We start from the raw sequence: 26,981 nt of genomic DNA on the forward strand, positions 1-26,981 counted from the left end.
GTCGCGGGGCGTCGGTACCGGCTCGGGGGAGTCGCCACCGGTGGGGAAACCCGTGATCGCGAGGTAAACAGCTGGGCCCGGCGTCCTTGGGAGAAGACGCCGGGCCCAGCTGCATGCGCGGGAAAGTTCAGAGATCGAGCAGCCGCCCGAGGTCGATCGACACCGGGAACGGCACCTCGACCTTCAGTTCCCCGGAGTGGAACGCCCCGTCGGGAGCGGGTGCGTAGACGCCGGACTCCCGGTCGAGCCAGAACTCGTAGACCTCGGGAAGATCGTCCGCGCCGCGTTCGACCCGCCAGTAGTACGGGATCCCGGCCTCGGCGTACAGCCCGGGCTTGCGGAAGCGGTCGTCGGCGCGCGAGCCGGGAGAGACCACCTCGACGGCGAGAGCGACCGAGGTGACCGGCAGGCACTCCAGGGTGAACACGTCCAGGCCGGTCTTGTCGAAGACCACGACGTCGGGCTTGGGCGGGTTGTACTCGTCGACCAGCACGCACTGCTCGGAGTTCACTGCGTACGGAGCCCGGCGGGCGGCTCTGAGGGCGAAGTAGAGCTCGTCCCGCACGGTGTTGTGCCAGTGGCTGGTCATGCCTCGTACCACGATCGCCCCGTCCACCAGATCGAACTCGAACGGCAGGTCCCAGTCCTTGACCTGCTCGTACGTCCAGCCGTGGGCCGGCGGGTGCATCCAGTCGATCGGCTCGGCGGTCATGGCTACCTCCCTCAATTGCTGCGGTCTGACAGCAACTGCGTCCAGCCTAGGGCGTGGCCTCGAGTGGCGAACCGTTTCTCCGCCCGGCGAACTGGTGACCGGCGGGCGTCAGGCGGTGAGGGCCTGCGGGGCGGGGCGGTGGGCGGCTACCTGGTGGACGCGGCGGGCGGCTTCGGGGCCGGCGCAGGCGTGGGCGCCGAGGGCGACCTGGCGGGCGACGATGCCGCGCTCGGCGCGCATCAGGCGCCAGCCGCGGTGCAGCAGGTACGGGATCGGCTTGCGGGCCTCGCGGACGTCGCGGCGCAGGCGCCGCCAGGCGGTGGTCAGCGGGCGGTTGCGCAGGCACAGGGCGTCCCCGAGCAGGCCCTCGGCCTCGCACTGGGCGACCAGCTCGGCGGCGAAGATGCCCTCGGCGATGAAGGCGGGCGCGCCGGCCAGGGTGAGCACGCGGCTGCCGGCCCGGCCGTTGGCGGGGATCGAGTACACCGGCACCTCGGCCCGGCCGGCCTCGACCAGGCGACGGATGGCGGCCAGCGCCTCGGCGCGGTGCCAGGAGAGCGGGGAGTCCCAGTCGGTGCCGCCCTCGGGGAGCTGCGGCAGGGTCGGGTCGTCGCCGTCCTTGTAGAAGTCGTCGAGCTGGAGCACGGGCAGCCCGGCACGCTCGGCCAGCGAGGACTTCCCGGATCCCGAGGGCCCGGAGAGCAGCACCACGCGGGCACGGGTGGTCGGTACGGGATTCAGCGGGGAGTCACTCACGAGACACCAGTCTGATGCATAGGACGGGGTGCTCGGAACCCTTGCGACAGTGATTTGGCGCATTTCGCGGTCGTTCGGGGGCATGTCGTTCGGGTCGTGACGGCGGGCCATGAGGACGGGCCCGCGCCAGGGGGGGGTGAGGCGCGGGCCCGTCAGTGGCGCGTCCGGGCCCCTGGGGGGGTAGGGGCACTGGGGACGGCCAGCTTATGGAGTTGTTCCGGCGTGGCCGGGGGCCGTGCAGCGTGGGCTACTGGCCCATCGGGTGCCAGACCGTCTTCGTCTCCACGAAGGAGAGTAGCCGCTCGGTGCCGGGAGCAACGGTCCAGTCCTGGGCCGCCGGATCGACCGCCGGCCACAGCACTCGCTTCAGCGTATCCGCAGCCGAGGCCTCCAGGACAGTAGCCGCGCCGGGTCCTTCGTGCGCGATCGCTCCGGCCAGGTCCAGCGCGTTGACGTCCTGGTGCGAGGCCAGCGTCGGCGCGATGTCCGCGGTGCGGCCGGACAGCAGGTTGACGACGCCGCCCGGGAGGTCCGAGGTGGCCAGCACCTCGCCCAGCGAGAGCGCGGGCAGCGGGGCGTCGGCCGCGACGGCGACCACAGCGGTGTTGCCGGTGGCGATCACCGGGGCGATCACCGAGACCAGGCCGAGGAACGAGTGCCCGTACCCCGCCTGCGGCGCCACGATGCCCACCACGCCGGTCGGCTCCGGCACGGAGAGGTTGAAGTACGGCCCCGCCACCGGGTTGGCGCCGCCGGCGATCTGCGCCACCTTGTCCGTCCAGCCCGCGTACCAGACCCAGCGGTCGATGGCCTGGTCGACCAGGGTGGCGGCCTTCTTGGCGCCGATCCCCTCGGCGGCGGCGACCTCGGCGGCGAACTGCTCGCGTCGGCCCTGCAGCATCTCGGCGATCCGGTACAGCACCTGGCCGCGGTTGTACGCGGTGGTGCCGGCCCAGCCCTTGACCGCCGCGCGGGCGGCCAGGACGGCGTCCCGGGTGTCCTTGCGGGTGCCGAGCGGCGCGTTCGCCAGCCACTGGCCCTTGCTGTCGCTCACCTCGTACACCCGTCCGCTCTCGGAACGCGGGAACTTCCCACCGACGAACAGCTTGTAGGTCTTCATCACGTCAAGCCGGATGACATCAGACATCGAGGTACGCCTCCAGGCCGTGGCGACCGCCCTCGCGGCCGTACCCCGACTCCTTGTAGCCGCCGAACGGCGAGGTCGGGTCGAACTTGTTGAAGGTGTTGGCCCACACCACACCGGCCTTGAGCTGGTTCGCCATCCACAGGATGCGCGAGCCCTTCTCGGTCCAGATGCCCGCGGAGAGCCCGTACGGCGTGTTGTTGGCCTTCTCGACCGCCTCGGTCGGCGTGCGGAAGGTCAGCACGGAGAGCACCGGGCCGAAGATCTCCTCGCGGGCGACCAGGTTGGCCTGGGTCACGCCGGTGAACAGCGTGGGCGCGAACCAGTAGCCGGCGGAGGGGAGTTCGCAGGACGGCGACCAGCGCTCGGCGCCCTCGGCCTCGCCCGCGTCGGTCAGCTCGGTGATCCGGGCCAGCTGCGCGGCGGAGTTGACGGCACCGATGTCGGTGTTCTTGTCCAGCGGGTCGCCGACCCGCAGGGTGGCCATCCGGCGCTTGAGCGCGTCCAGCACCTCGTCGTGGACCGACTCCTGGACCAGCAACCGCGAACCCGCGCAGCAGACATGGCCCTGGTTGAAGAAGATGCCGTTGACGATGCCCTCGACGGCCTGGTCGATCGGCGCGTCGTCGAACACGATGTTCGCCGCCTTGCCGCCCAGCTCCAGCGACAACTTCTTCCGGCTGCCTGCGAGTTGACGGGCGATCGAGCGTCCGACGTTGGTCGAGCCGGTGAACGCGACCTTGTTGACCTCCGGGTGGGAGGTCAGCGCGGCGCCGGTCCGGCCGTCACCGGTGACGATGTTCACCACGCCCTTGGGCAGACCGGCCTGCTGGCAGATCTCGGCGAACCGCAGTGCGGTCAGCGGGGTGGTCTCGGCCGGCTTGAGGACGACGGTGTTGCCGGTGGCGAGCGCCGGGGCGATCTTCCAGGCCAGCATCATCAGCGGGAAGTTCCACGGGATGACCTGCGCGGCCACGCCCAGCGGCTGCGGATTGCGGCCGAAGCCGGCGTAGTCCAGCTTGTCGGCCCAGCCCGCGTAGTAGAAGAAGTGCGCGGCGACCGTGGGCAGGTCGAAGTCGCGGGTCTCGCGGATCGGCTTGCCGTTGTCGATCGACTCCAGCACGGCCAGCTCGCGCGAGCGCTCCTGGATGATCCGGGCGATCCGGTACAGGTACTTGCCACGCTCGCTGCCGGGCAGCGCGGACCAGTCGCCGAACGCCTTGCGGGCGGCCTTGACCGCGCGGTCGACGTCCTCGTCGGTGCCCTGCGCGAACTCGGCGAGCACCTGCTCGGTGGCCGGGTTGACGGTCTTCAGGGCCTCGCTGCCGCTGCTGTCGACGAACTCGCCGCCGATGAAGTGGCCGTACGAGCCGGCGATGTCGCCGGCCGCGGCGGGGGACTCGGGCGCCGGGGCGTACGCGAAGAGGCCGCTCGTGCGCACGGGTTCGGTCACCGTCGTGGTCTCGGTCTTCTTGTTCTTGGCCATGGGGTTCAGTCCACCGTCACGTAGTCGGGACCGGAGTACCGGCCGGTGGTCAGCTTCTGACGCTGCATCAGCAGATCGTTGAGCAGGCTGGAGGCGCCGAAGCGGAACCAGTGCCCGGACAGCCAGTCGTCACCCAGGGTCTCGTTGACCATGACGAGGTACTTCATGGCGTCCTTGGTGGTCTTGATGCCACCGGCCGGCTTCACGCCGATCTGCACACCGGTCTGCGCCCGGAAGTCGCGGACCGCCTCCAGCATCAGCAGGGTCACCGGCGGGGTGGCGTTGACCGCGACCTTGCCGGTGGAGGTCTTGATGAAGTCGGCGCCGGCCAGCATGGCCAGCCAGGAGGCGCGGCGCACGTTGTCGTACGTCTGCAGCTCGCCGGTCTCGAAGATCACCTTGAGGTGCGCGGACGTCCCGTCGGCACGCAGGCAGGCCTGCTTGACGGCGACGATCTCCGCGAAGACGTCCATGTACCGGCCGGAGAGGAACGCCCCGCGGTCGATCACCATGTCGATCTCGTCGGCGCCGGCGGCCACCGCGTCCGCAGTGTCGGCCAGCTTCACCGGGAGTGCGGCGCGCCCGGCGGGGAAGGCGGTGGCGACCGAGGCGACCTGGATCGGGGTGCCGGCCAGGGCCGCCTTGGCCGTGGCGACCATGTCCGGATAGACACAGATCGCGGCGACCTGGGGAGTACCCGGGTCGCCCGGGTCGGGGTGCCTCCCCTTGGCGCACAGGGCGCGCACCTTGCCGACCGTGTCCGCGCCCTCCAGCGTGGTCAGGTCGATCATCGAGATGGCGAGGTCGATCGCGTAGGCCTTGGCCGACGTCTTGATCGAGCGAGTCCCGAGGGTGGCGGCGCGGGCTTCCAGGCCGACGGCGTCGACGCCGGGCAGGCCGTGCAGGAAGCGGCGGAGCGAGGCCTCGGACGCGGCGACGTCGCTCAGGCCGCCGCCCGCAGCGCCGGGGGCGTTGGCTGCAACAGTGGACATAGTCACCAGATGAGCATATCTACGCGCGTAGCCGTCCGCTAGCGGGCCCCCGCTTCGATGCGGGAACGAGATCTGGCCACCCGGCGCGCGAAGCGGTGGACTGCCGCTCCGGAACCCGGGCTACTGGCGAGTGCGGCACTGCCTGCGCGGAGAATGGACGGGTGACCAGCGCAGAGCAGCCCGCATCCCCCCGTAAGAAGGTCGGCCGGCGTCCCGGGTCGGCCGACACCCGGCTCGTCGTCCTGGAGGCGGCGCGGGCGGAGTTCGCGGCGCGGGGGTACGAGAAGGCGAGCATGCGGGCGATCGGGCGGGCGGCGGGGGTGGACGCGGCGTTGCTGCACCACTACTTCGGGACGAAGGACCGGCTGTTCCTGGCGGCGCTGGAGTTCCCGGTGGATCCGCAGATGGTCGTGGAACAGGTGATCGCCGGGGACCGGGCGACGGTGGGCGAGCGGGTGGCGGGGTTCGTGCTGGGGCTCTGGGAGCAGCCCGAGGTGCTGACCCGGATGCTCGCGCTGGTGCGCGTCGCGGCCACCACCGAGCAGGTCGCGCAGCTGATGCGGGGCTTCGTACAGGAGGAGCTGGTGCGCCGGGTGGCGGTCGAACTGGACGTCGAGCGGCCCGAGTTGCGCACCGAGCTGATGATCTCGCAGATCGTCGGCCTGGCCATGGCGCGTTATGTGATCGGGGTCGAGCCGCTCGCCTCGGCGACGCGTGAGGAGCTGCTGCCGCTGCTCGCGCCGACCTTCCAGCGGTACCTCACCGGCGAGTAGGGCGGGCCGGCGGGAGGCGGCGACAACCCCCGCGGGTCGCTTGACGGCAGACGTCTGCGGCGAGAAACTCAACACATGATGAATTCCTCTGAAGGCGGGACCCCGGCGATCCGGGTGGCCGCCCTGACCGTGGTCCGCGGCGGGAGACCGGTGCTGCATGGCATCGACCTCGACGTCGCCCGCGGCTCGATCACCGGTCTGCTGGGCCCCAGCGGCTGCGGCAAGACCACGCTGCTGCGCTCGATCGTCGGCGTCCAGCGCGGTACGGCGGGCCGGGTGGAGGTGCTGGGCCGTGCGGCCGGGAGCGCGGCGCTGCGCAGCAGGGTCGGGTACGTCACCCAGGCACCGTCGGTCTACGCCGATCTGTCGGTCGCCGAGAACCTGCGCTACTTCGCCGCCGTCCTCGGCGTACCCAAGAGCGACCCCGCCCGGGTGATCGCCCAGGTCGGACTGGACGGGCGCGAACAGGACCTGGTCTCCCGGCTCTCCGGCGGTCAGCGCGCCCGGGTCTCGCTCGCCGCCGCCCTGCTGGGCGCGCCCGAGCTGCTCGTCCTGGACGAGCCGACCGTCGGCCTGGACCCGGTGCTGCGCAGCGAGCTCTGGCGGCTCTTCCGCGAGCTGGCCGACGCCGGAGCCACCCTGCTGGTGTCCAGCCATGTGATGGACGAGGCCGTCCGCTGCGACCGGCTGCTGCTGATGCGCGACGGGCGGCTGCTGGCGGACGACAGCCCGCAGGCGCTGCTGGACCGCACCGGCGCCGCCGACATCGACGCCGCCTTCCTGCGCCTGGTCGCCGCCACCGGCCCGACCGCCCGACCGGAGGTGCTCTCGTGAACCCGTCCCGCACCCTTGCCACCGCCCGCCGCGTGCTCGCCCAACTGCGCCACGACCCCCGCACGCTCGCGCTGCTGCTGGTCGTCCCGTGCGTGCTGCTGACGCTGCTCAAGTACATGTTCGACGGGCAGCCGCAGGCCTTCGACCGGATCGGCGCGGCCCTGCTCGGGGTGTTCCCGCTGCTGGTGATGTTCCTGGTGACCTCGGTCGCGATGCTGCGCGAGCGGACCACCGGCACCCTGGAACGGCTGCTCACCATGCCGCTCGGCAAGCTGGACCTGCTGCTCGGCTACGCGTTCGCGTTCGGCGCCGTCGCGCTGTTGCAGGCGGCGGCCGCCTCGGCGCTGACGCTGGGCCTGCTCGGCCTCAAGGTGGCCGGACCGACCTGGCTGCTTTTCGCGGTGGCCCTCGGCAACGGCCTGCTGGGGATGGCGCTGGGCCTGTTCGTCTCGGCCTTCGCGACCACCGAGTTCCAGGCCGTGCAGTTCCTGCCCGCCGCCCTGCTGCCGCAACTCCTGCTCTGCGGGCTCTTCGTGCCGCGCGAGCGGATGGCCGACGGGCTGCGCTTGGCCTCCGACGTCCTGCCGCTCTCCTACGCGGTGGACGCGATGACCAGGCTGACGACCTCCGCCGGGGTGAGCGGCGCGGTGCTGCGCGACCTGAGTGTGATCGCCGCCGCCGCCCTGCTCGCGCTCGGCCTCGGCGCCGTCACGCTGCGCCGCCGTACGGCCTGACCACCCGCCCGCCGGTCCGGCCCGCAGTCCGGTCCGCCGGGGCGGGAATGTCAGTGTTGCGGCCTAAAAGTGACCGGCGTGACCCCGGGGAAGGCGAGGCCCATGCGGCAGAATCGTCCTCATGACCGAATCCGACGGCACGCCCGACCCCGGCCCTGCCGCCCCCGCCGACGAGCCGAAGTACGCCGACAGCGTCTACCGCTCGAGCCCCGGCATGATCTCCGGCGTCCTGCTGCTGGCGATCGCCGGTTGGCTGATTGTCGACGCCATCATCAGCAGCTCGGGCAAGACGCCCTGGGTCGCGCTGGCCGCCGCCCCGGTGTTCGCGCTCCCGGTGATCGCCTACACCCTGCGGCCGGCCGTGCTGGTGAGCCGGGACCGGCTGCTGGTCCGCAACCCGTTGCGCACGCTCGTCGTGCCGTGGTCGCAGGTCGAGGACCTGCGGTCGACCTACTCGGCGGAGCTCACCGCGGGCGGCAAGACCTACCAGCTCTGGGCGGTCCCGGTCTCGCTGCGGCAGCGCAAGAAGGCCAACCGGACGGCCCCCGCGCGGCGCAGCCCGGGCGCTCTGCCCACCCGCGGAGCGGTTCCCGGCGCCCCGGACCCCACCCGCGCCTGGTCCGACCAGATTGTCGACCTGCTCAAGGAGTCGGCCCGCGAGAACGCGGCGCGCCCGACCGCGCAGGGCGAGGTGCAGGTGTCCTGGTGCTGGTGGGTCATCGCGCCGACACTGGTCTGCCTGGCCGCGCTGATCGCCATCGTGTCGCTCTGATCGCATCACGGAGGCCTCCGACCCGGGTGGGTCGGAGGCCTCCGTCGTACGCTGCGTCGGTCAGATCCCCGCGGCGGCCGCGACGTCCCGCTTGAGTGCCGCGAGCAGCTCGGCGGCGCGCTCCCGGGCGGCGGCGAGACCGTCGGCCGACTCCACCGGGAGGACGACCTCCAGATAGCACTTGATCTTCGGCTCGGTCCCGGACGGGCGGACCACGATCCGCGCGGCGCGGACCGTCTCGCCGCTCAGGTAGTAGCGCAGGCCGTCGGTGGCGGGCAGCTCGGCCGAGCCGGCCGCCAGATCGTCCGCGCGGTCCACCGTCAGGCCGGCCAGGACGGTCGGCGGCTGCTCGCGCAGGCGGCGCATGGCGTCGGCGATCAGCGACAGGTCCTCGACCCGGGCCGAGAGCTGGTCGGTGGCGTGCAGGCCGTGCGCGAGCGCCAGCTCGTCCAGCAGGTCGGTCAGGGTGCGGCCGGACCGCTTGAGGCCGGCGGCGAGTTCGGCGATCACCAGGGCGGCGGTGACGCCGTCCTTGTCGCGCACGCCGTCGGGGTCGACGCAGTAGCCGAGCGCCTCCTCGTAGCCGTAGCGCAGGCCCTCGGCGCGGGAGATCCACTTGAAGCCGGTCAGCGTCTCGCCGTACGGCAGGCCGGCCGCGGCGGCGATCCGGCCGAGCAGGGTGGAGGAGACGATGGTGGTCGCGAAGGTGCCCTTGGCGCCCTGGGCGACCAGCGCCGCGCCGAGCAGCGCGCCGACCTCGTCACCGCGCAGCATCCGCCACCCGGCGGGGGCGGACGCGTCCGGGACGGCCACCGCGCAGCGGTCGGCGTCCGGGTCGTTGGCGATCACCAGGTCCGGTCCGACCGCGGCGGCGGTGCGGAAGGACAGGTCCATCGCCCCGGGCTCCTCCGGGTTGGGGAAGGCCACGGTGGGGAAGTCGGGGTCGGGCTCGGCCTGCTCGGCGACCACGGTCGGGGTCGGGAAGCCGGCCAGCTCGAAGGCGGCCACCAGGATGTCGCGGCCGACGCCGTGCAGCGGGGTGTAGACCACGTCGAGGTCGCGCGGGCCGGCCGGGTCGACGACGGTGAGCGCGCGGGCCAGGTAGGCGTCCATCACCTGGTGGTCGAGCACCTGCCAGCCGTCGGCCGCCAGCGGCACGTCGGCCAGCGAGGCCACCGCGTCGATCTCGGCGGCGATCTGCGCGTCGGCCGGCGGGACGATCTGCGAGCCGTCGCCGAGGTAGACCTTGTAGCCGTTGTCCTGCGGCGGGTTGTGGCTGGCGGTCACCATCACGCCGGCCGCCGCGCCCAGGTGGCGGATCGCGAAGGCCAGCACCGGGGTGGGCAGCGGGTGCGGCAGCAGCGCGGCGCGCAGGCCCGCGCCGACCATCACGGCGGCGGTGTCCCGGGCGAAGTCGTACGACTTGTGCCGGGCGTCGTAGCCGATCACCACGAGGTCGCCCTCGCCGGCCGCGCGGACGTAGGCGGCGAGGCCCGCGGCGGCCCGGATCACCACGGCCCGGTTCATCCGCATCGGGCCCGCGCCCAGCTCGCCGCGCAGCCCGGCGGTGCCGAACTGCAGGCGGTCGGCGAACCGCTCGGCCAGCGCCGCTTCGTCCGGTCCGGCCAGCAGGGCGGCCAGCTCGGCGCGGGTGTCGGGGTCGGGGTCCTCGGCCAGCCACTGCTGCGCCCGGGTGAGGAGGTCGGGGGTGCTTGCCTGAGCCATGCTGCGATTCTCCGGTGGACGGTCGGTTGGTGCGGGAGAGGTGGCCGGGGAGGCCGCGGGGAACGGGCTGGGGGCCCGGGCCAGTGCCGGCCCGAGCCCCCCGTTCGGGAGTGACGAGACACCCCCGGTGCGTCAGATCCGCTCGAGGACCTTCGCCAGCAGGGCGCCCATCCGCTCGGCGGAGGCCTTGCCGGCCTCCAGCACCTCGGCGTGGTTGAGCGGCTCGCCGGTGATGCCGGCGGCCAGGTTGGTCACCAGCGAGATGCCCAGCACCTCGGCGCCGGCCTCGCGGGCGGCGATCGCCTCCAGCGTGGTCGACATGCCGACCAGCTCGCCACCGATCACCCGGGCCATGTTGACCTCGGCCGGGGTCTCGTAGTGCGGGCCGCGGAACTGGACGTAGACCGCCTCGTCGAGGCTCGGGTCCACCTCCTTGCAGAGCGCGCGCAGCCGCGGCGAGTACAGGTCGGTGAGGTCGACGAAGTTGGCGCCGACGATCGGGGAGTCCGCGGTCAGGTTGATGTGGTCGCTGATCAGCACGGGCTGACCGGGAACCCAGCCCTCGCGCAGGCCACCGCAGCCGTTGGTGAGCACGATGGTCTCGCAGCCGGCGGCGGCGGCGGTGCGCACGCCGTGCACGACGGTCGCCACGCCGTGGCCCTCGTAGTAGTGGTTGCGGCCCAGGAAGATCAGCGCCAGCTTGCCGTCGCTGTCGCCGCCGGAGATCCGCACCGAGCGGATCTTGCCGGAGTGGCCGGCGACGGCGGGGGCGGGGAAGCCGGGAAGGTCGGTGGCCGGGAACTCGGCGACCGTCTCGCCCAGGGCGTCGGCGGCGGGCAGCCAGCCGGACCCCATCACCAGGGCGACGTCGTGGCGCTCGGCACCGGTCAGCTCGCGCAGGCGGGCAGCGGCGGCCTGAGCGGCGGCATAGGGGTCGGCGGACACGGCGGAGTGCGGAGATGCGTTCACGGATCGAGGATAGACAAGAAATTCCTACGCGCGTAGACACACCCGCCATGGCGTGCCGGATCGTTACCCGGATTGACCTGAAAGCACCAAGAACGGCGGGTTGTGCACCCGCCGTTTCGGATGATCCTTCAGCAGGGGCGACGGCGTAGGTCGAGTACGTAGTCGTGGGGCGCGCCGGCGCTCTCCGCGGCGTCCGCGATCAGCCCGAGGTAGCGGGCCGCGGGCAGGCCGCCCTCGTAGTCGTTCAGCACGTACGTCCAGACCGGGATGTCGCCGTCCAGGGTGTGCGCGCGCAGCCGGACCTTGCGGTAGATGCCGAGCTGGAGGCCCTCCCAGCGGTCCAGGCCGTCCTCGTCCATGGGCGCCACGTCGTAGAGCGAGACGAAGACCTGGTCCTTCTCGTCCTCGACCACGGTGGCCAGCGAGCCCTCCCAGCCGAGTTGCTCGCCGCCGAAGGTCAGCCGCCAGCCGTCCAGCCAGCCGGTGCCGCGCAACGGCGAGTGCGGGGCGCGCCGGCTCATCTGCCGGGCATCGAGATTGGTGGCGTACGCGGCGTAGAGCGACATGGGCGTCAGCCTACGGGAGCAGCGGTACGCCGCTGGGCCCGGGTGTGGGCACCGTCACACATCACACCGCCCCGGATGTGGGCAGCGTCACATTCGCCTGGTGGAGCGCACAAATAGTCGGCCCCGTGGTGGCGGCCACCTCGGCGTGCGGGACAATGGTGCACGTGACTCGGATCGTGATCATCGGTGGCGGACCCGGCGGATATGAGGCAGCCCTGGTGGCGGCCCAGCTCGGCGCGGAGGTGACCGTCGTCGACCGCGACGGACTGGGCGGATCGGCGGTGCTGACGGACTGCGTGCCGTCCAAGACGCTGATCGCGACCGCCGAGGTGATGACCGGCTTCGACAGCTCGCACGGCGAGCTGGGCATCACGCTGGCCTGCGACTCTCCCGAGCGCGCGATCAGCGTCGACCTGGGCAAGGTCAACCGCCGTGTGAAGCGGCTGGCGATCGCCCAGTCCCACGACATCACCCAGTCCGTGACCCGCGCCGGCGTCACGGTGCTGCGCGGCCGGGGCCGGCTCGGCACCGGCGGCCAGGCGGCCGACGGCTCGCGCGAGGTGCTGGTGGACGCCGTCGACGGCACCACCCAGTCGCTGCGCGCCGACGCGGTGCTGATCTCCACCGGCGCCCACCCGCGCGAGCTGCCCGACGCGGCGCCCGACGGCGAGCGGATCCTCACCTGGACCCAGGTCTACGACCTCGACGAGCTGCCCCGCGAGCTGATCGTGGTCGGCTCCGGCGTCACCGGCGCCGAGTTCGCCGGCGCGTACCAGGCGCTCGGCTCCAAGGTCACCCTGGTCTCCAGCCGTGACCGGGTGCTGCCCGGCGAGGACCCGGACGCCGCCGAGGTGCTGGAGGACGTCTTCCGCCGCCGCGGCATGAACGTGATGGGCCGTACCCGGGCCGAGGGTGCCAAGAGGGTGGGCGACCGGGTCGAGGTCACCCTCGGTGACGGCACCGTGATCACCGGAACGCACTGCCTGATGGCGGTCGGCTCGATCCCGAACACCGCGGACATGGGTCTGGAGGAGGCCGGGGTCAAGCTCAACGACTGGGGACAGATCAAGGTCGACCGGGTCTCCCGCACCTCCGCCCCCGGCGTCTACGCGGCGGGCGACTGCACCGGCGTCTTCATGCTCGCCTCGGTCGCCGCCATGCAGGGCCGGATCGCGATGTATCACGCGCTCGGCGACGCGGTGCAGCCGCTGAACCTCAAGACGGTCTCCTCCAACGTCTTCACCGACCCGGAGATCGCCACCGTCGGTTACACCGCCGCGGACGTCTCCTGCGGGAAGATGGACGCGGTCGAGGTCAAGCTCCCGCTGCGCGGCAACCCGCGGGCCAAGATGCAGGGCATCCGGGACGGCTTTGTGAAGCTGTTCTGCCGCCCGGGCACCGGCATCGTGGTCGGCGGTGTGGTCGTCGCGCCGCGCGCGAGCGAGCTGATTCACTCGATCTCGCTCGCGGTCGACAACAACTTGACGGTCGAGCAGGTGGCGAGTGCGTTCACCGTGTACCCCTCGCTGTCCGGTTCCACCGCCGAGGCCGCCCGTCAGCTGCACATTCGCAAGCGGGCCGAGACCGATTCCTGATCGTTTCACCCGCTCGCGCCGGCGCTTCGCCCGTACGGCAGGGCGCGCGGGTGCGTTGCGGCGCGCATTGTACGGTCATGCGCCGCTCTCAGGTGAGCAGTTCCGGCTACTAGCGGCAAACGCCTGAAAGCAGACGGTCAGGGGGGTTACCGTCGGTTCTGTGTTTGCAGCAGAACGTCGCCAGTTGATCCTCGAAATGGTGCGCGCCAACGGAGCTGTGTCGCTCCGTGAACTGGCCCGCGTCGTCCAGACCTCCGAAGTGACCGTACGTCGAGACGTCCGGGCCCTGGAGGCCGAAGGGCTGCTCGACCGCCGTCACGGCGGCGCCGTGCTCCCCGGAGGCTTCAGCCGGGAGCCCGGCTATCCGCAGAAGACCCACCTGGCCGCCGCCGAGAAGAGCGCCATCGCCGATCTGGCGGCGACGCTCGTCGAGGAGGGGGACGCCGTCGTCATCGGCGCCGGCACCACCACCCAGGAGCTGGCCCGCCGACTCGCCCGGGTGCCGGGCCTGACGGTGGTCACCAACTCCCTGCTGGTCGCCCAGGCACTCGCGCACGCCAACCGGGTGGAGGTGGTGATGACCGGCGGCACGCTGCGCGGGTCCAACTACGCCCTGGTCGGCAGCGGCGCCGAGCAGTCCTTGCAGGGGCTGCGGGTCACCAAGGCCTTCATCTCCGGCAGTGGGCTGACCGCCGAGCGCGGGCTCTCCACCACCAACATGCTCTCCGCGAGCGTGGACCGGGCGTTGGTGCAGTCGGCCGCCGAGGTCATCGTCCTCGCCGACCACACCAAACTCGGCGCGGACACCATGTTCCAGACCGTGCCGACGGACGCCATCACCCGCCTGGTGACGGACGAGCACACCGCCGGCCACGACCCGACCGCGCGCGAGCTGGACGCGCTGGCCGACTGCGGGGTGCAGGTCTCGGTGGCCCCGCTCGGTCTGGCCACCGAGCCGCCGGGCCACGTCGGCCTGCCCCAGCACCCGCCCGCCCCCGGCGTGCCGCGCCGGACGGCCGGTGGACCCGCTCCGGCCGCGCCGCTGCCCGGCCAGCGCCGCCCGGGCACCCACGGCGGCCCGCCGGGACACCTGCCGACCCGCTTCGTCGGGGTCCGCCCCTGACCGACGCGGTCCCGGTACGACGCCGGCCGGGCCTGGCCCGGTCCCGGCACGACGGTGGCCCGCCGGTCGAGGACCGGCGGGCCACCAGGGACGGACGTACGGACGTCAGTCCTTGATCTCGCAGAGGGCTGCGCCGCTGCTGACGCTGGCGCCGACCTCGGCCGACAGGCCGGTGATGGTGCCGGCCTTGTGGGCGTTGAGCGGCTGCTCCATCTTCATGGCCTCCAGGACGACGATCAGCTCGCCCTCCTCGACGACCTGGCCCTCCTCGACGGCGACCTTGACGATGGTGCCCTGCATCGGCGAGGCCAGGGTGTCCCCGCCGACCGCCGAGCCGGCCTTCTTCACGCCCGCGCGGCGCTTGGTCTTGGCAGCCGCGCCGGCACCGCCGGCGGGAGCGGCCGAGACGCCGAGCGAGGACGGCAGCGAGACCTCGATCCGCTTGCCGCCGACCTCGACGACGACGGTCTCGCGGGTGTCCGCGTCCTCACCGTCCACCGCCGCGCCGGCGAACGGCGCGATGGTGTTGTCGAAGGCGGTCTCGATCCAGCGGGTGTAGACGGTGAACGGACCCTCGCCGCCGTGCACCTCGGGCGCGAACGCCGGGTCCGCGACGACCGCGCGGTGGAACGGGATGGCGGTGGCCATGCCCTCCACCTTGAACTCGGCCAGCGCGCGGGCGGCGCGCTGCAGCGCCTGCTTGCGGTCGCGTCCGGTGACGATGAGCTTGGCGAGCAGCGAGTCCCAGGCGGGACCGATGACCGAGCCGGACTCGACGCCGGCGTCCAGACGCACGCCCGGGCCGGACGGCGGGGAGAACAGCGTGACGGTGCCGGGGGCGGGCAGGAAGCCGCGACCGGGGTCCTCGCCGTTGATCCGGAACTCGATCGAGTGACCGCGCACGGCGGGGTCGTCGTAGCCGAGTTCCTCGCCGTCGGCGATCCGGAACATCTCGCGGACCAGGTCGATCCCGGTGACCTCCTCGGAGACCGGGTGCTCGACCTGCAGGCGGGTGTTGACCTCCAGGAAGGAGATCAGGCCGTCCTTGGAGACCAGGAACTCGCAGGTCCCGGCGCCGACGTAGCCGGCCTCGCGCAGGATCGCCTTGGACGCCCGGTAGAGCTCGGCGTTCTGCTCCTCGGTGAGGAACGGCGCGGGCGCCTCCTCGACCAGCTTCTGGTGGCGGCGCTGCAGCGAGCAGTCACGGGTGGAGACGACCACGACGTTGCCGTGCTGGTCGGCCAGGCACTGGGTCTCGACGTGCCGCGGGTTGTCGAGGTACTGCTCGACGAAGCACTCGCCGCGCCCGAAGGCGGCGACCGCCTCGCGCACCGCGGACTCGAACAGCTCGGGGATCTCCTCCAGCGTGCGGGCGACCTTGAGGCCGCGCCCGCCGCCGCCGAAGGCCGCCTTGATGGCGACCGGCAGGCCGTGCTCGCGGGCGAACGCGACGACCTCGTCGGGCCCGTCCACCGGGTCGGCGGTGCCGGCGACCAGCGGCGCGCCGGCGCGCTGGGCGACGTGGCGGGCGGTGACCTTGTCACCCAGGTCGCGGATGGCCTGCGGGGGCGGGCCGATCCAGGTCAGGCCGGCGTCGAGGACGGCCTGCGCGAACTCGGCGTTCTCCGACAGGAAGCCGTAGCCGGGGTGGACGGCGTCGGCCCCGGAGTCGGCTGCTGCCTTGAGGACCTTGCTGATGTCCAGGTAGCTGGTCGCGGGGGTGTCGCCGCCGAGGGCGTAGGCCTCGTCGGCCGCGCGGACATGCAGCGCGTCCCGGTCGGGCTCGGCGTAGACGGCGACGCTGGCGATACCGGCATCCGAGCAGGCCCTGGCGACGCGGACAGCGATTTCTCCGCGGTTGGCGATGAGCACCTTGCGCACTGTGGCTCCCTTCTTGAACCTCGATGAGTCTAGGGATGAGGAGGTGGTACCGGCGAGTAGCCCCAGGTGGTGAGCTTGCCCACACGGAGCGTGACCCGATTTCGTGATCACGTGTGCACGCAACGGCAGGTCCGCAGGTGGCAACGGTACGCCCGGCGATCTCCTGTCGGTCGAGCGCCGCTCAAGCCGCCGCGGCCCCGGCGTGGGCTTGGCCACATCACGCGTTCCGACCTGCGGCAGGCTGGTCGGGCGCGGTCGTGGCCGCGGTCGTCGGCGCGGTCGTGGCCACGGTCGTCGGCGCGGTCGTCGGCGCGGTGGCGGGCGCGCGCGGCGTCAGCGCCTCCCGGGTCACGTCGGCGACCTCCTCGACCACATCCGGTCCGTACGCCGTGGGGTTGACGACCCGTAGCACCAGCGCGAACGTGCCGTCGCGGCCGTGACGGCGGGCCAACGCGCGGTGATGGGACATCAGGTAGCGGACGCCGGCGTGGTTGGCGGTGGCGGTCTGACCCGCGATCAGGAAGGTGGGACGGCCGTGCGGTGCGGCGTCGAGCCGGGCCAGCAGGACGTAGGTGCGGCCGCCGGAACCGTTCTCGTTGCGCTCGAAGCGGTAGTCCAGGCTGCCGATCGAGAGGGTGCCGGGCGAGTCCTGGGCCGGGTCGCCGACGAACGCCACGCCGGGCAGCCGCCAGTCCAGGTGGGCCGCCGTCCGCTCGTTGCTGGTCGGCCCGCCGATGCAGAACTCGGCCTTGCCGCCCAGTCCTTGGCGCACCTGGTCGTGCGGCACGATGTCGGCCTGCGCGCCGCACTCGCGGACCAGCGCGGCCAACTCCATCAACGCGAAGACGTCGTTGCGCGACACGCTCTTACTGTGGCCGGCGACCACGTGCCGGTTGACCACCAACAGGCACTCGGTGCCGCCCGGCATGCCGAAGAACGCCCGGGTCCGCTCCAGCGAGCGGCGCCGGCGCAGCGACTGCGCGAGCCAGCCGATCCCCGCACCTATCGCGCTGGTGAGCAGCCCGAGCAGGACGTTCAGCACACTGTCGGTCATCCCCCGGCCTTCCCCGTTCGGCAGCGGGCGTCAGCCTAGCGGGACGAGGGCACCGGCCCCCACCCTTTCGGGGTGCCTAGGGGTGCTTGCCGGTCGGTCTCAGGCCCAGAGGTCGGTGATCCGGACGTCCAGGTCGCCCAGCAGCCTGCGCAGCAGCGGCAGCGAGAGCCCGATGACGTTGCCGTGGTCGCCCTCGATCCGCTCCACGAACGGCGCCGAGCGCCCGTCCAGGGTGAACGCCCCGGCCACGTGCAGCGGTTCGCCCGAGGCGACGTAGGCGGCGACCTCGTCGTCGTCCGGCGTACCGAAGGTGACGGTCGTCGAGGCGGTCGCCGAGGAGCGCCGTCCGTTCGCGGTGTCGATCACGCAGTGCCCGGTGCGCAGCACCCCGGCCCGCCCGCGCATCGCCTGCCAGCGCGCCAGCGCCTCGGCCGCGTCGGCGGGCTTGCCGAGCGCCTGGCCGTCCAGCTCCAGGACGGAGTCGCAGCCGATCACCAGCTCGCCGTCCGTCAGCTGCTCCGCCACCGCTTCGGCCTTGGCCTGCGCGAGCACCAGCGCCAGCTCACCGGGGGTGGCGGCGGTCAGGGCGTCCTCGTCCACCCCGCTGACGATCACCTGCGGGTCGAGCCCCGCCTGCCGGAGCAGTCCGAGCCGGGCGGGGGAGGCGGAGGCGAGCACGAGCGTACGGCGATCGGTCATGGCGCTCAGCCTAGTGCCGCGGCAAAGGTGGCCTGACGCGGCACTGGAGCCTGCCCCGGACCCCGCTCACCGCACCAACAGCAGCGCGCCCAGCACCGCCGCCACCGCGAGCAGCCACCCGGCGCGCCGCAGCATCTGCCGCGCGTGTCGCGCCTGCGGCGACTCGTCCTCGCGTGGGTCCGACCAGAGCATGTCTCCATCCTGGCCGGTGACACGGTGGAGCGCCTGAGTACGCGTACTCAGGCGCTCCGGTTCCGTTCGCCTCAGGTCGCCCAGCCGGAGGTGCGCCAGACGGTGGGGCCGGGGTGCGGGGTGGGGGTCATCCGGCGGGCGTGGTCGTTCCACGGGGAGGCCGGGCCGCTCGCCGCGAGCCGGGCCGCCTCGGCGGCGGCCTGTGCGGCGGCGGCCCGGGCTGAGACCACCGCCAGGACGGTGGCCAGCTCCTCGGGGGTCGGCTGCCCGTGCAGCACCTGGATGGGGGGCATCTGGGGTCCTTTCCGAGCAGAGTGGGCCTACAGGGGGATGTTGCCGTGCTTCTTGGGCGGCAGCACCTCGCGCTTGCCGCGCAGGGCGCGCAGTCCGCGCACGATGTGCCGACGCGTCTCGGAGGGCGCGATCACCGCGTCCACGTACCCGCGCTCGGCGGCCAGGTACGGGTTGAGCAGGGTGTCCTCGTACTCGGCGAGCTTCTCGGCCCGCTTGGCGTCGAAATCGTCCGCAGCCGCCAGTTCCCGACGGTAGACGATGTTCACCGCGCCCTGCGCGCCCATCACGGCGATCTGCGCGGTCGGCCAGGCCAGGTTGAGGTCCGCGCCCAGGTGCTTGGAGCCCATCACGTCGTACGCGCCGCCGAAGGCCTTCCGGGTGATCACGGTGATCAGCGGCACGGTCGCCTCGGCGTAGGCGTAGATCAGCTTGGCGCCGCGCCGGATGATGCCGTCCCACTCCTGGTCGGTGCCGGGCAGGAAGCCGGGGACGTCGACGAAGGTGATCACCGGGATGTTGAAGCTGTCGCAGGTCCGCACGAACCGCGCGGCCTTCTCGCTGGCCGCGATGTTCAGGCAGCCCGCCAGGTCCAGCGGCTGGTTGCCGACGATGCCGACCGGACGGCCCTCGATCCGGCCGAAGCCGGTGATGATGTTGGCCGCGTAGAGCGGCTGGGTCTCCAGGAACTCGCCGTCGTCCACGATGTGCTCGATGACGGTGTGCATGTCGTACGGCTGGTTGGCCGAGTCCGGGATCAGCGTGTCGAGTTCGAGGTCCTCGTCGCTCACCGCGAGGTCGGCCTCCTCGGGGTAGGCCGGCGGGTCCGAGAGGTTGTTGGAGGGCAGGTACGAGAGCAGGCTCTTGACGTACTCGATGGCCTCCTTCTCGTCCGCGGCCAGGTAGTGCGCGTTGCCGGACTTGGTGTTGTGCGCCCGGGCGCCGCCCAGCTCCTCCATGCCGACGTCCTCGCCGGTGACGGTCTTGATCACGTCGGGGCCGGTGATGAACATGTGCGAGGTCTGGTCGGCCATCACCACGAAGTCGGTGATCGCGGGGGAGTACACCGCGCCGCCGGCGCAGGGGCCCATGATCAGCGAGATCTGCGGGATGACCCCGGAGGCGTGCACGTTGCGGCGGAAGATCTCGCCGTACAGGCCGAGCGAGACCACGCCCTCCTGGATCCGGGCGCCGCCGGAGTCGTTGATGCCGATGACCGGGCAGCCGGTCTTCAGGGCGAAGTCCATCACCTTGACGATCTTCTCGCCGAAGACCTCGCCCAGCGAGCCGCCGAAGACGGTGAAGTCCTGGGCGAAGACGGCGACCTGACGGCCGTCGACGGTGCCGTAACCGGTCACCACGCCGTCGCCGTACGGCCGGTTCTTCTCCTGGCCGAAGTTCACCGAGCGGTGGCGGGCGAACTCGTCGAACTCCACGAAGGAGTCCTCGTCCATCAGCTCCAGCACCCGCTCACGGGCCGTCAGTTTGCCCTTGGCGTGCTGCTTCTCGACGGCGGCGGCGGAGCCGGAGTGCACCGCCTCGTCGAGCCTGCGGCGCAGGTCGGCCAGCTTGCCGGCGGTGGTGTGGGGCGCGGCTGCGGGCTGGGGGAGAGATACGGCCTCGGTCATCCCGTGGAGTTCCTCACTCGAAAGAGTCGCGGTGGACGAGGGGAGTCCGGGCAGGACGGTACCGCGAACTACTGCGCAGTAGCGTAGCCAGCCGGGCGGGTCTGTCGTTATGGCCAGCGACACAGTGTGTTCACCGGACTTCTGCGGGACCATGGGTCGGCCTACGGCCACCCGCGGTTCGCCCTAGGGTAGGAATCATGACCGAGCCGGATCGCCCCCGACGCAGTGGACTGCGTGGTTTCGGCCACGACGGCCCGTCCCCCTGGACCGACCTCGAACGCCCGCCGCTGGACGCCGACGCGCTGCGCCGCGACCTCGTGCTGCCCGGCAGCCTGTGGACGGCGCTGGACGTGGTCACCGAGACCGGCTCGACCAACAGCGACCTCACCGCCCGGGCCGCCGCCGGGGCACCGGAGGGAGCGGTGCTGGTCGCCGAGCGGCAGAGCGCCGGGCGTGGCCGGCTTGACCGGCAGTGGAGCGCCCCCGCCCGGTCGGGCCTCTTCCTCTCCATGCTGCTGCGCCCGACCGTGCCGCGTGAGCGGCTCGGCTGGCTGCCGATCCTGGTCGGGGTGGCGGCCGCGGGCGCGGTCAGCCGGGTCGGCGGCATCGAGGTCGGCCTGAAGTGGCCCAACGACCTCCAGGTCACGGTGGACGGCGCCGAGCGCAAGCTCGGCGGCATCCTCACCGAGCTGACCGGCGAGGCCGTGGTGGCGGGTCTGGGCCTGAACGTGTCGCTGCGCGCCGACGAGTTGCCCGTCCCGACCGCCGCCTCGCTGGCCCTGGCCGGCGCCGAGGTCACCGAGCGGACCACGCTGCTGCGCGCGGTGCTGCGCCAGTTCGCCGAGTTGTACGGCGAGTGGCAGGCCGCCGCCGGCGACCCGCACGCCAGCGGGCTGCTGCCGGCCTACGCGGCGCGCTGCACCACGCTGGGCCGTCAGGTCCTGGTGCAGCTGCCGGGCGATCGTGAGCTGCGCGGCGAGGCGGTCGCGGTCGACGGGGACGGCCGCCTGGTGGTGCGCAAGGCCGACGGGACCCGGCAGCCGGTCGGCGCGGGCGACGTCGTGCACGTCAGGCCGGAGCCCGCGGGGTAGCGCGTGTCCCGGCGTCAGCCGCCCCGATCGGCACCTGATGCCCCGGATCCGGCGATTCCGTGCGACCATTCCACCTGGCAACGGTGTGAGGCGCGCCACTGTCGATGCGACGGTGCGCTGTCCCGCACAGGGCAGGACCTCAAGGCAAGTGCGACGACCGCACGGGGACGGACCGGTGGCAGACGACGACGGTGGGGCGCCGGAGGAAAGCCCGCACGGCAGCGCCGAAGCTCAGCACCACGGCGCCGAGCCCGAGGACGCGGACGGCACCGTCGCCCTCGACCTGGAGCGGCTGATCCTGGACGCGCCGCGCCGCTACACCCCGTACCAGGCGGCCCGCGCCGCCGAGGTCCCGATGGAGCTCGCCACCCGCTTCTGGCGCGCCATGGGGTTCCCCGACATCGGACAGTCCCGGGCGCTGAACGACAGCGACGTGATCGCGCTGCGCCGGTTGGCCGGCCTGGTGGAGTCCGGGCTGCTGAGCGAGCCGATGGCGATCCAGGTGGCCCGCTCGACCGGCCAGACCACCGCGCGGCTCGCGGGCTGGCAGATGGACACCTTCCTGGACAACCTCACCCAGGCCGTCGAGCCCGGCCTGACCCGGGCCGACGTCGCCTACCCGCTGGTCGAGCTGCTGTTGCCGGAGCTGGAGCAGTTCCTCGTCTACGTCTGGCGGCGCCAGCTGGCCGCCGTCACCGGGCGGGTCGTGCAGGCGGCCGAGGACACCGAGATCATCAGCGGCCGGCTCGCGGTGGGCTTCGCCGACCTGGTCGGCTTCACCCGGCTCTCCCGCCGGCTGGAGGAGGAGGAGCTCGGTGAGCTGGTGGAGACCTTCGAGTCCACCTGCTCCGACCTGATCGCCGGGCAGGGCGGCCGGCTGATCAAGACCCTGGGCGACGAGATTCTCTACGTCTCCGAGGACCCGGTGACCGCCGCCGAGATCGCGCTCAGCCTGGTCGACACGCTGACCAAGGACGACACCATGCCCGCGCTGCGGGTCGGGATGGCCTTCGGCGCGGTGACCTCGCGGATGGGCGACGTCTTCGGCACCACGGTCAACCTGGCCAGCCGGCTCACCTCGATCGCCCAGCGCGACGCGGTGCTGATCGACGGCGAGTTCGCCATCGCGCTGGAGCAGGCGGGGGCCGGGACGCAGGGGGCCGTGGACGGTTCGGGCTCGGCCCAGGCCCAGCTCGCGGAGGCGTTGGCCGCCGCCTCCGGTGCCCCGCTGGGCAGCATGGGTGCGCAGCCGCAGGCCGCCGGCGGCGGGCCGCGCTTCCAGCTCCAGCCGATGTGGCGCCGCCCGGTGCGCGGGCTCGGGCTGGTGGAGCCCTGGCTGCTCAGCCGGCGCAGCCGTACACCGAACGGCTGAGCCCGGTGCGGGTGGGCCCGATGCGGTAAACCGGTCGCTCGACCGGTTTACGATCAGTCTGAGCCGGTTGGCAGTACTTTTCCGACAAACCGGGCATATCCTCGGCAATCACCCCTAATCTTGACCTCAGACGGGACACGAGGCCGAATCGACGGTTGGGGCGAGCGTGGGTGGTGCGCAGCTGATGGCGGAACTCGGACATCCCGGGACGGGCTCGGCGGGCTCGGGGGACGCGATGGCCACGGGCCTCGACCAGCGCCTCCAGGCCGTCGTGGAGATGGCCCAGGACATGGCCGGTGCGCAGAGCGCGCTGGAGGCCGTCCGGGCGGCGGCCGCACGGGCGACCACGGCGCTGGGTGCCTCGATGACCGCCGTCTCGGTCTGGGACCGCGAGTCGGGGCGGCTGCGCGTGCTGGTCAACCACGGCGAACTGGCCGCCGGTGAGGAGGAGATCCCGGAGGACGAGTCCTACCCGGTCGCCGACTTCCCCGAGATCGTCACCTTCCTCGACGAACACTGGTCCACCAGCCGGCTGCCCCGCGCCTGGGTGCAGACCGCCGAAGACCTGCTGCCGGGCGAGCACGCCGGCCTCGCCGCGCACCTGCACGCCGACAACGGCGCGTTCTGCCGCCAGCGCGCCGCCGGGCTGCGCCGTCGCGGCCGGTCCTGCTGCCTGGTCGCCCCGATCGTGCTGCACGGCCAGGCCTGGGGTGAGCTCTACCTGGCCCGCGGCGAGGGCCTGCCGGTCTTCACCGACGCCGACGCCCAGTACGCCACCCTGTTGGCCGCCCAGATCTCGGCGGGCCTTGCGCAGAGCGAGCGGCTGGCCGACCTGCGCCGGCTGGCCTTCACCGACCCGCTCACCGGCCTGGCCAACCGCCGGGCCGTGGACGCCCGGCTGGAGAGCGCGCTGGCCGCCCACAACCGGGACAACACGGTGGTCTCGCTGGTGGTCTGCGACGTCAACGGTCTCAAGCGGATCAACGACCAACACGGCCACGAGATGGGCGACCGGCTGCTGGAACGGTTCGCCAACCAGCTCTCGATGGCCGGCGCCAAGCTGCCCGGCAGCCTCGCCGCCCGGCTCGGCGGCGACGAGTTCTGCCTGCTGGCGGAGGGTCAGAAGTCCGACGAGGTGGTCGCGGTGGCCGAGGAGCTGTGCGCCCGGGCGCTGCAACTCGCCGACGGCGAGGGGGTGGCCTGCGGAATCGCCTCCACCGGCGACTCGATCGGCCCGGTCAGCACCCCCGACCGGCTCTTCCGGCTGGCCGACGCGGCCCAGTACCGGGCCAAGGCCGCCCGCGCCGCCCACCCGGTGGTGGCCGGCCGCAGCCACGGCCCGGGCCTGGCCCCCGACCCCACCGTGCTGCTGGCCGACGCCGCGGACCCGCACCACCGGGCCGACGGCCGTGGCCGCGGCGGCTCGGGGGCCCGCGGCACGCACGGCGACCGCCGCCGGTTCCGCGGCGCCGCGCACAGCGCCGACCCCGGGCAGCTGCTCACCGCCGTCCTCGGCGTGCTGGACCAGCAGAGCGGCGGCCGGGCCAGTCACCCCGCCGACACGCTGGGCCGGCTGGCGTCGGTCGCCGAGACCTCCGCGCGGCTGCTGGACGCGGTCGCCTGGTGGATCAGTTACGTCCCGCCCGGCTCGCAGCTGATGCACACGGCCCAGCACGCGGTGTACCGGATGACCAAGGGCCCGGGCACCCGTGGTGAGGGAGCGGTCTCGCCGGGGGCGGCCCGCCGCGCGGAGAACCAGCGCGCCCGGATCGAGGCGCCGGACGCGGTCTTCGACCTGGAGCACTACCCCTTCACCGCGACGGCGGTGCGCGGCGGCGCCTTCGCGCTGCGGACCGGCTCGGCGGGCAACGACCCGGCGGAGGAGGCCGTCCTGGTGGTCGGTGGTTACAAGGGCATGGTCGCGGCCGGCGGGGCCAACCCGGCGGGCGGCTGGTTGCTCGAACTCTTCGCGGACGACGCCACCCTGCCGCTCGGTCAGATCGCCCCGGCCCTGCGCGCCCTGGTCGCCGTCGCGCTCTCCGGCCCGTCCTCGCCGCCCCCGGGTTAGGCCTTCGCGTGGACGCGGTCCGCCCGGGTGTAGACGTTCGCCGACTCGCCGCGCAGGAAGCCGAGCAGAGTGAGGCCGAGTTCCTCGGCGAGATCCACCGCGAGCGAGGACGGCGCGGAGACCGCCGCCAGCAGCGGGAGCCCGGCCAGCGCGGCCTTCTGGGTGAGTTCGAACGAGGCCCGGCCGCTGACCAGCAGCAGGTGGCCGGTCAGCGGCAGCAGGCCTTCGCGCAGCGCCCAGCCGACCACCTTGTCCACCGCGTTGTGCCGCCCGACGTCCTCACGGGCGCAGAGCAGCTCGCCGTCGGCGGTGAACAGGCCGGCGGCGTGCAGACCGCCGGTGCTGTCGAAGGTCCGCTGGGCGGCGCGCAGCCGGTCGGGGAGGGTGTAGAGCAGCTCCGGCGCGACCCGCAGCGGGTCGTCGGTGATCGGCCACCGTACATGGGTGCGGACGGCGTCCACGGTGTCCCGTCCGCACAGGCCGCAGGCGCTGGTGGTGAGCAGGTTGCGGTGGGCGGAGAGCGGCAGTGCGGGTGCGCCGCGCAGGGCGGCGTCCACCACGTTGTAGGTGTTGGCGCCGTCCTCGTCCGTCCCGGCGCAGTAGCGCAGGGCGGCCAGCCCGTCCGCCGTGTGGACCAGGCCCTCGCCGACCAGGAAGCCGGCCACCAGGTCGAAGTCGTGGCCGGGGGTGCGCATGGTGACGGTCAGCGGCTCGCCGCCGACCCGGATCTCCAACGGCTCCTCGGCCGCCAGCGCGTCCGGGCGGGTCGCCCGCTCCGCGCCCGTCAGCCGCACCACGCGCCGCCGTGCCGTCGCTCGTGCCATCGCGTCCCGCCTCCCGCTCGCCGTGTTCCTCCTCCAGCATGAGGCACGGGTGGATTCCCTCCGCACCCGGTTGTCATATCTCCATTCAGCTGATCTGATAGTGCATATGGATATGCACAGTGCTGCCGCCCCCGACGCGCCGCTCGTCCTGGTCGGCAAGGCCGACGTCACCGCGGAGGACGTCCTCGCCGTGGCGCGGGGCAACGCCCGGGTCGAGATCGGCCCCGACTCGCTGGCCGAAATGGCCACCTCGCGCGCCCGGATCGACGCCCTCGCCGCCGAGCCCCGGCCGGTGTACGGCGTCTCGACCGGCTTCGGCGCGCTCGCCGTGCGCCACATCAGCCCCGAGCTGCGCGCCCAGCTCCAGCGCTCGCTGGTCCGCTCGCACGCGGCCGGCATGGGCCCGGCCGTCGAGCGCGAGGTCACCCGCGCGCTGATCTTCCTGCGGATGAAGACGCTGGCCTCCGGCCGTACCGGCGTCCGCCCGCTGGTCGCCGAGACGATGGCAGCCCTGCTCAACGCCGACATCACCCCCGTGGTCCGCGAGTTCGGCTCGCTCGGCTGCTCGGGCGACCTCGCGCCGCTCTCGCACTGCGCGCTGGTGCTGATGGGCGAGGGCGTCGCGTACGGCCCCGACGGCGTGGAGCGTCCGGCCGGCGAGCTGCTGGCCGAGGCCGGCATCGCCCCGGTCGAGCTGCTGGAGAAGGAGGGCCTGGCCCTCATCAACGGCACCGACGGCATGCTCGGCATGCTGGTGATGGCCTGCGCCGACCTGGCCCGGCTCTTCACCACCGCCGACATCACCGCCGCCATGTCGCTGGAGGCACTGCTGGGCACCGACAAGGTGCTCGCCCCCGAGCTGCACGGCCCGATCCGCCCGCACCCGGGCCAGGCGCTCAGCGCCGCCAACATGCTGGCCGTCCTCAAGGGCTCCGGCCTGACCGGGCACCACCAGGACGACGCCCCGCGGGTCCAGGACGCCTACTCGATCCGCTGCGCCCCGCAGGTGGCCGGTGCCGGTCGTGACACCCTCACGCACGCCCGCCTGGTCGCCGACCGCGAGCTCGCCGCCTCGGTCGACAACCCGGTGGTGCTGCCCGACGGCCGGGTGGAGTCGAACGGCAACTTCCACGGCGCCCCGGTCGCCTACGTGCTGGACTTCCTGGCCATCGCCGCCGCCGACCTCGGCTCGATCTCCGAGCGGCGCACCGACCGGCTGCTCGACAAGAGCCGTTCGCACGGCCTGCCCGCCTTCCTGGCGGACGACCCGGGCGTGGACTCCGGTCTGATGATCGCCCAGTACACCCAGGCCGCCCTGGTCAGCGAGAACAAGCGGCTCGCCGTCCCCGCCTCGGTGGACTCGATCCCGTCCTCGGCGATGCAGGAGGACCACGTCTCGATGGGCTGGTCGGCCGCGCGCAAGCTGCGCCAGTCGATCGACAACCTGGGCCGCATCCTGGCCGTCGAGCTGACCGCCTCGGCCCGTGCGCTGGAGATCCGTACCGCCGACGGCGCGGTCGCGCTCGCCCCGGCCACGGCCGCCGCGCTCGCGGTGGCCCGCGAGGCCGGCGTCGGCGGGGCCGGCCGGGACCGCTTCCTGGCGCCCGACCTGGCCGCGGCCGAGGCGCTGGTCGCCAGTGGCGCCCTGCTGAGTGCCGTCGAGGCCGTCACCGGCCCGCTGGCCTAGCCGGTCAGTGCCG

The 26,981-nt window shown here is 72.9% G+C and carries 24 protein-coding genes and 1 pseudogene; 10 read left to right on the forward strand and 15 right to left on the reverse strand.

The genetic code is table 11. The annotated features are described in order from the left end of the window. Nucleotides 1-127 precede the first annotated feature (127 nt). From BS80_RS25875 to deoC, 5 genes are all read right to left on the reverse strand, one after another. Entirely contained in the window at nucleotides 128-712 is a 585-nt protein-coding gene (locus BS80_RS25875) for a Uma2 family endonuclease (RefSeq protein WP_035801023.1), read from the reverse strand. Nucleotides 713-820: 108 nt separating this feature from the next. Continuing rightward, nucleotides 821-1,468: an ATP-binding protein gene (locus tag BS80_RS25880; RefSeq protein ID WP_083975212.1), complete on the reverse strand. Its 648-nt coding sequence runs from the start codon at nucleotides 1,466-1,468 to the stop codon at nucleotides 821-823. 247 nt (nucleotides 1,469-1,715) lie between these two features. Next, nucleotides 1,716-2,615, reverse strand: coding sequence for an aldehyde dehydrogenase family protein (locus tag BS80_RS25885; protein ID WP_035801029.1), 900 nt, complete (start codon nucleotides 2,613-2,615; stop codon nucleotides 1,716-1,718). Beyond that, the gene (locus BS80_RS25890; RefSeq protein ID WP_083975214.1) at nucleotides 2,608-4,098 is read right to left on the reverse strand and encodes an aldehyde dehydrogenase family protein; all 1,491 of its coding nucleotides are present in this window, start codon (nucleotides 4,096-4,098) and stop codon (nucleotides 2,608-2,610) included. Before BS80_RS25890 ends, BS80_RS25885 begins: the two co-directional genes overlap by 8 nt. A gap of 5 nt (nucleotides 4,099-4,103) precedes the next feature. Continuing rightward, on the reverse strand, nucleotides 4,104-5,090 hold the full coding sequence (gene deoC / locus BS80_RS25895; protein WP_083975215.1) for a deoxyribose-phosphate aldolase: 987 nt from the start codon (nucleotides 5,088-5,090) through the stop codon (nucleotides 4,104-4,106). A gap of 161 nt (nucleotides 5,091-5,251) precedes the next feature. Here deoC and BS80_RS25900 point away from each other — a divergent pair, with 161 nt between their 5' ends. The 4 genes from BS80_RS25900 (at nucleotide 5,252) to BS80_RS25915 (ending at nucleotide 8,203) form a co-directional block, all read left to right on the forward strand. After that, nucleotides 5,252-5,863 (forward strand): TetR/AcrR family transcriptional regulator, encoded by a 612-nt coding sequence (locus BS80_RS25900; RefSeq protein WP_035801031.1) that lies wholly within the window; start codon nucleotides 5,252-5,254, stop codon nucleotides 5,861-5,863. A 75-nt stretch (nucleotides 5,864-5,938) separates the two neighbouring features. Continuing rightward, a complete protein-coding gene (locus tag BS80_RS25905) occupies nucleotides 5,939-6,697 on the forward strand; it encodes an ABC transporter ATP-binding protein (RefSeq protein WP_035801033.1) in 759 nt (252 codons plus the stop codon). After that, nucleotides 6,694-7,431, forward strand: a complete 738-nt coding sequence (locus BS80_RS25910) for an ABC transporter permease (protein ID WP_035801035.1) — start codon at nucleotides 6,694-6,696, stop codon at nucleotides 7,429-7,431. Before BS80_RS25905 ends, BS80_RS25910 begins: the two co-directional genes overlap by 4 nt. Nucleotides 7,432-7,552: 121 nt before the next feature. Continuing rightward, on the forward strand, nucleotides 7,553-8,203 hold the full coding sequence (locus BS80_RS25915) for a PH domain-containing protein (protein ID WP_035801037.1): 651 nt from the start codon (nucleotides 7,553-7,555) through the stop codon (nucleotides 8,201-8,203). A 60-nt stretch (nucleotides 8,204-8,263) separates the two neighbouring features. Here the strand turns inward: BS80_RS25915 and BS80_RS25920 are convergent, their stop codons facing one another. The 3 genes from BS80_RS25920 to BS80_RS25930 all read right to left on the reverse strand — a co-directional run bounded on the left by BS80_RS25920 (nucleotide 8,264) and on the right by BS80_RS25930 (nucleotide 11,463). Next, nucleotides 8,264-9,928, reverse strand: a complete 1,665-nt coding sequence (locus tag BS80_RS25920) for a phospho-sugar mutase (RefSeq protein WP_035801039.1) — start codon at nucleotides 9,926-9,928, stop codon at nucleotides 8,264-8,266. 132 nt (nucleotides 9,929-10,060) lie between these two features. Beyond that, nucleotides 10,061-10,897 carry a purine-nucleoside phosphorylase gene (locus tag BS80_RS25925; RefSeq protein ID WP_035801041.1) on the reverse strand — a complete coding sequence of 279 codons (837 nt, stop codon included), beginning with the start codon at nucleotides 10,895-10,897 and terminating at the stop codon, nucleotides 10,061-10,063. Nucleotides 10,898-11,025: 128 nt separating this feature from the next. Next, on the reverse strand, nucleotides 11,026-11,463 hold the full coding sequence (locus BS80_RS25930) for a gamma-glutamylcyclotransferase (RefSeq protein ID WP_035801042.1): 438 nt from the start codon (nucleotides 11,461-11,463) through the stop codon (nucleotides 11,026-11,028). A 155-nt stretch (nucleotides 11,464-11,618) separates the two neighbouring features. Between BS80_RS25930 and BS80_RS25935 the strand changes: the two genes are divergently transcribed. Then, nucleotides 11,619-13,058, forward strand: a complete 1,440-nt coding sequence (locus BS80_RS25935) for an NAD(P)H-quinone dehydrogenase (RefSeq protein WP_035801043.1) — start codon at nucleotides 11,619-11,621, stop codon at nucleotides 13,056-13,058. A 196-nt stretch (nucleotides 13,059-13,254) separates the two neighbouring features. Continuing rightward, nucleotides 13,255-14,181, forward strand: coding sequence for a DeoR/GlpR family DNA-binding transcription regulator (locus BS80_RS25940; protein ID WP_051967062.1), 927 nt, complete (start codon nucleotides 13,255-13,257; stop codon nucleotides 14,179-14,181). A 105-nt stretch (nucleotides 14,182-14,286) separates the two neighbouring features. Here the strand turns inward: BS80_RS25940 and BS80_RS25945 are convergent, their stop codons facing one another. The 6 genes from BS80_RS25945 to BS80_RS25965 form a co-directional block, all read right to left on the reverse strand. Continuing rightward, nucleotides 14,287-16,062, reverse strand: a complete 1,776-nt coding sequence (locus tag BS80_RS25945) for an acetyl/propionyl/methylcrotonyl-CoA carboxylase subunit alpha (RefSeq protein ID WP_035801045.1) — start codon at nucleotides 16,060-16,062, stop codon at nucleotides 14,287-14,289. Between the two features lie 217 nt (nucleotides 16,063-16,279). After that, nucleotides 16,280-17,116: a hypothetical protein gene (locus tag BS80_RS25950; RefSeq protein WP_063772052.1), complete on the reverse strand. Its 837-nt coding sequence runs from the start codon at nucleotides 17,114-17,116 to the stop codon at nucleotides 16,280-16,282. Between the two features lie 99 nt (nucleotides 17,117-17,215). Continuing rightward, entirely contained in the window at nucleotides 17,216-17,815 is a 600-nt protein-coding gene (locus BS80_RS25955; RefSeq protein WP_083975218.1) for a Maf family protein, read from the reverse strand. A 66-nt stretch (nucleotides 17,816-17,881) separates the two neighbouring features. After that, nucleotides 17,882-18,007, reverse strand: a complete 126-nt coding sequence (gene mmpB, locus BS80_RS43610; protein ID WP_269676115.1) for a morphogenic membrane protein MmpB — start codon at nucleotides 18,005-18,007, stop codon at nucleotides 17,882-17,884. Nucleotides 18,008-18,078: 71 nt separating this feature from the next. After that, the gene (locus tag BS80_RS25960) at nucleotides 18,079-18,300 is read right to left on the reverse strand and encodes an acyl-CoA carboxylase subunit epsilon (RefSeq protein ID WP_035801048.1); all 222 of its coding nucleotides are present in this window, start codon (nucleotides 18,298-18,300) and stop codon (nucleotides 18,079-18,081) included. A 27-nt stretch (nucleotides 18,301-18,327) separates the two neighbouring features. Further along, nucleotides 18,328-19,926, reverse strand: a complete 1,599-nt coding sequence (locus BS80_RS25965) for an acyl-CoA carboxylase subunit beta (RefSeq protein WP_035801050.1) — start codon at nucleotides 19,924-19,926, stop codon at nucleotides 18,328-18,330. A gap of 197 nt (nucleotides 19,927-20,123) precedes the next feature. On the opposite strand from BS80_RS25965, the gene BS80_RS25970 reads away from it, so the two are divergent. The 3 genes and pseudogenes from BS80_RS25970 to BS80_RS43045 form a co-directional block, all read left to right on the forward strand. After that, nucleotides 20,124-21,017 (forward strand): biotin--[acetyl-CoA-carboxylase] ligase, encoded by an 894-nt coding sequence (locus tag BS80_RS25970; protein ID WP_051967064.1) that lies wholly within the window; start codon nucleotides 20,124-20,126, stop codon nucleotides 21,015-21,017. Nucleotides 21,018-21,192: 175 nt separating this feature from the next. Then, nucleotides 21,193-22,389, forward strand: coding sequence for an adenylate/guanylate cyclase domain-containing protein (locus BS80_RS25975; RefSeq protein ID WP_035801051.1), 1,197 nt, complete (start codon nucleotides 21,193-21,195; stop codon nucleotides 22,387-22,389). 235 nt (nucleotides 22,390-22,624) lie between these two features. Continuing rightward, nucleotides 22,625-23,857 (forward strand): annotated as a pseudogene (locus tag BS80_RS43045) (diguanylate cyclase domain-containing protein); the annotation flags it as partial. A 596-nt stretch (nucleotides 23,858-24,453) separates the two neighbouring features. Here BS80_RS43045 and fdhD read toward each other — a convergent pair. Then, nucleotides 24,454-25,281: a formate dehydrogenase accessory sulfurtransferase FdhD gene (gene fdhD, locus BS80_RS25985; RefSeq protein ID WP_035801053.1), complete on the reverse strand. Its 828-nt coding sequence runs from the start codon at nucleotides 25,279-25,281 to the stop codon at nucleotides 24,454-24,456. A 112-nt stretch (nucleotides 25,282-25,393) separates the two neighbouring features. Between fdhD and hutH the strand changes: the two genes are divergently transcribed. Continuing rightward, on the forward strand, nucleotides 25,394-26,968 hold the full coding sequence (gene hutH, locus BS80_RS25990) for a histidine ammonia-lyase (protein WP_157536615.1): 1,575 nt from the start codon (nucleotides 25,394-25,396) through the stop codon (nucleotides 26,966-26,968). The last annotated feature ends 13 nt before the right edge of the window (nucleotides 26,969-26,981 follow it).

It is taken from the genome of Kitasatospora mediocidica KCTC 9733, from assembly GCF_000744225.1.
GTDB classification, from domain to species: Bacteria; Actinomycetota; Actinomycetes; order Streptomycetales; family Streptomycetaceae; genus Kitasatospora; species Kitasatospora mediocidica.

Excerpts from the sequence above, each read along its gene's own strand:
- BS80_RS25875 (WP_035801023.1), bottom strand. The coding sequence starts at position 712 with ATGACCGCCGAGCCGATCGACTGGATGCACCCGCCGGCCCACGGCTGG.
- BS80_RS25885 (WP_035801029.1), bottom strand. The coding sequence starts at position 2,615 with ATGTCTGATGTCATCCGGCTTGACGTGATGAAGACCTACAAGCTGTTC.
- BS80_RS25890 (WP_083975214.1), bottom strand. The coding sequence starts at position 4,098 with ATGGCCAAGAACAAGAAGACCGAGACCACGACGGTGACCGAACCCGTG.
- deoC (WP_083975215.1), bottom strand. The coding sequence starts at position 5,090 with ATGTCCACTGTTGCAGCCAACGCCCCCGGCGCTGCGGGCGGCGGCCTG.
- BS80_RS25905 (WP_035801033.1), top strand. The coding sequence starts at position 5,939 with ATGATGAATTCCTCTGAAGGCGGGACCCCGGCGATCCGGGTGGCCGCC.
- BS80_RS25915 (WP_035801037.1), top strand. The coding sequence starts at position 7,553 with ATGACCGAATCCGACGGCACGCCCGACCCCGGCCCTGCCGCCCCCGCC.
- BS80_RS25920 (WP_035801039.1), bottom strand. The coding sequence starts at position 9,928 with ATGGCTCAGGCAAGCACCCCCGACCTCCTCACCCGGGCGCAGCAGTGG.
- BS80_RS25930 (WP_035801042.1), bottom strand. The coding sequence starts at position 11,463 with ATGTCGCTCTACGCCGCGTACGCCACCAATCTCGATGCCCGGCAGATG.
- BS80_RS25935 (WP_035801043.1), top strand. The coding sequence starts at position 11,619 with ATGGTGCACGTGACTCGGATCGTGATCATCGGTGGCGGACCCGGCGGA.
- BS80_RS25940 (WP_051967062.1), top strand. The coding sequence starts at position 13,255 with ATGGTGCGCGCCAACGGAGCTGTGTCGCTCCGTGAACTGGCCCGCGTC.
- BS80_RS25950 (WP_063772052.1), bottom strand. The coding sequence starts at position 17,116 with ATGACCGACAGTGTGCTGAACGTCCTGCTCGGGCTGCTCACCAGCGCG.
- BS80_RS25955 (WP_083975218.1), bottom strand. The coding sequence starts at position 17,815 with ATGACCGATCGCCGTACGCTCGTGCTCGCCTCCGCCTCCCCCGCCCGG.
- mmpB (WP_269676115.1), bottom strand. The coding sequence starts at position 18,007 with ATGCTCTGGTCGGACCCACGCGAGGACGAGTCGCCGCAGGCGCGACAC.
- BS80_RS25960 (WP_035801048.1), bottom strand. The coding sequence starts at position 18,300 with ATGCCCCCCATCCAGGTGCTGCACGGGCAGCCGACCCCCGAGGAGCTG.
- BS80_RS25965 (WP_035801050.1), bottom strand. The coding sequence starts at position 19,926 with ATGACCGAGGCCGTATCTCTCCCCCAGCCCGCAGCCGCGCCCCACACC.
- BS80_RS25970 (WP_051967064.1), top strand. The coding sequence starts at position 20,124 with ATGACCGAGCCGGATCGCCCCCGACGCAGTGGACTGCGTGGTTTCGGC.
- fdhD (WP_035801053.1), bottom strand. The coding sequence starts at position 25,281 with ATGGCACGAGCGACGGCACGGCGGCGCGTGGTGCGGCTGACGGGCGCG.
- hutH (WP_157536615.1), top strand. The coding sequence starts at position 25,394 with ATGCACAGTGCTGCCGCCCCCGACGCGCCGCTCGTCCTGGTCGGCAAG.